Below are 1,541 nucleotides of genomic sequence, written 5' to 3' on the forward strand. Positions count from 1 at the left end.
ACGCTCTTCCGATCTCTTCAGACGTTAATACAATTAAAAAACAGTTTGAACTCGAAGGTAAATTTGTAGTTGGTCATTTTAGCCGTTTATCCCCCTGGAAAGGACAACATATTCTACTCGAAGCCTTAACTCATTGTCCTGAAAATGTTACTGCTATTTTAGTCGGAGATGCACTATTTGGAGAACAAGAATATGTCGAAAAACTTCACAAACAAGTGGCAGATTTAGGACTCCAAAATAGAGTCAAATTTTTAGGATTTTGTTCTGATGTTGTACCTTTAATGACCGCTTGTAATTTAGTCGCTCATACCTCCACATCTCCCGAACCTTTTGGACGAGTTATTATTGAAGGAATGCTGTGTAAAACTCCCATTGTGGCGTCTGCTGCGGGCGGTGTCGTCGAATTAGTCAATCCTGGAAAAACAGGCTGGCTGATTACTCCGGGTAACTCAGAAGAACTGGCTAACGTCATTAATAATTGCTATCAAAACCCCGAATTAGCTGCCAATGTTGCAACAGAAGCTTATCATAAAGCCAATGAAAATTTTCAATTAGAGCAAACCCGACAACAAATTGATCAATTACTTCGGAAGTTATTATAATACAAAACTTATTTTATCACCTAACTCTTTCTCCTAGAAGGGGAGGAGAAATTTTTCAAACCATTTAATTTCTCTATTCACCTCACCCACTCAACCGGAGTTCAGAGGAATCACTGTTACACGAAAAACGGGATTTGCATAAAATTTCTCCATTTCCTCTGAGTGAATAGTAGAGTTCCAGAGTGATATGATGAAATTTAAGAGCCTTATTAATGTATTGTTTTTGACTGCAATGATCAGTTCTAGTGTGTTTGGTCTGGTGAATTCGGTAATCAGTTCGCCTCTACTTGAAGAAGCAATTATTTGTGGAATTTTTAAGCCCAAACCTCCCGTTCAAAACGATGGCGGTTCCCGATTTGCAGAACCCTCGAATCATCAAAATCAAGACTATTTTCCTCACGTTCAAGCTTGAATGTGTTGGCATTCCCTCCCGTTTAACGCTGTAAAGTATCCGATGTGATTGAATAAGTATTCAGTTCAATCAACACCGTTCACGTCCAAGCCTTCTATCCGCAGAAAATGTAATATTCCAGAACTATCACCCGCCACAATCGTTTGATTATCGGGACTAATCGCACAGCAATTAAAATCACTATCTCCAATAAAGGTAATCATTTCTTTTCCTGTATTTAAGTCCCAAACTTTAACAGTTTTATCCGATGAAGCAGAAACAACTTTTGAACCGTCAGGACTGATAGCGACTGCATTTATACTATGTTCTACACTATATTCGCTAAGACTTAATAGTTTTTTTCCAGTTACTAAATCCCAGACTTTGATAGTATTATCACTTGCTCCCGAAACCAATTTTAAGCCATCAGGACTAATCGCAACTGCCCATACTAAATCATCATGATCATCATGTCCGCCAAGATTGAATAGTTGTTTTCCACTTGCTAAATCCCAAGCTTTGATAGTATTATCATTTGAACCCGAAAC

3 protein-coding genes are annotated in these 1,541 nt (G+C 38.2%); 2 read left to right on the forward strand and 1 reads right to left on the reverse strand.

The annotated features are described in order from the left end of the window. Positions 1-602, forward strand: a 602-nt coding sequence (locus M595_RS27465; protein WP_023069842.1) for a glycosyltransferase, incomplete at its 5' end; no start/stop codon positions are given. 232 nt (positions 603-834) lie between these two features. Then, entirely contained in the window at positions 835-1,014 is a 180-nt protein-coding gene (locus M595_RS27470) for a hypothetical protein (protein WP_152983627.1), read from the forward strand. 65 nt (positions 1,015-1,079) lie between these two features. On the opposite strand, the gene M595_RS27475 is transcribed toward M595_RS27470, so the two are convergent. Further along, positions 1,080-1,541: WD40 repeat domain-containing protein (locus M595_RS27475; protein WP_023068998.1), on the reverse strand; the 462-nt coding region annotated here is incomplete at its 5' end.

Source organism: Lyngbya aestuarii BL J, from assembly GCF_000478195.2.
GTDB classification, from domain to species: Bacteria; Cyanobacteriota; Cyanobacteriia; order Cyanobacteriales; family Microcoleaceae; genus Capilliphycus; species Capilliphycus aestuarii.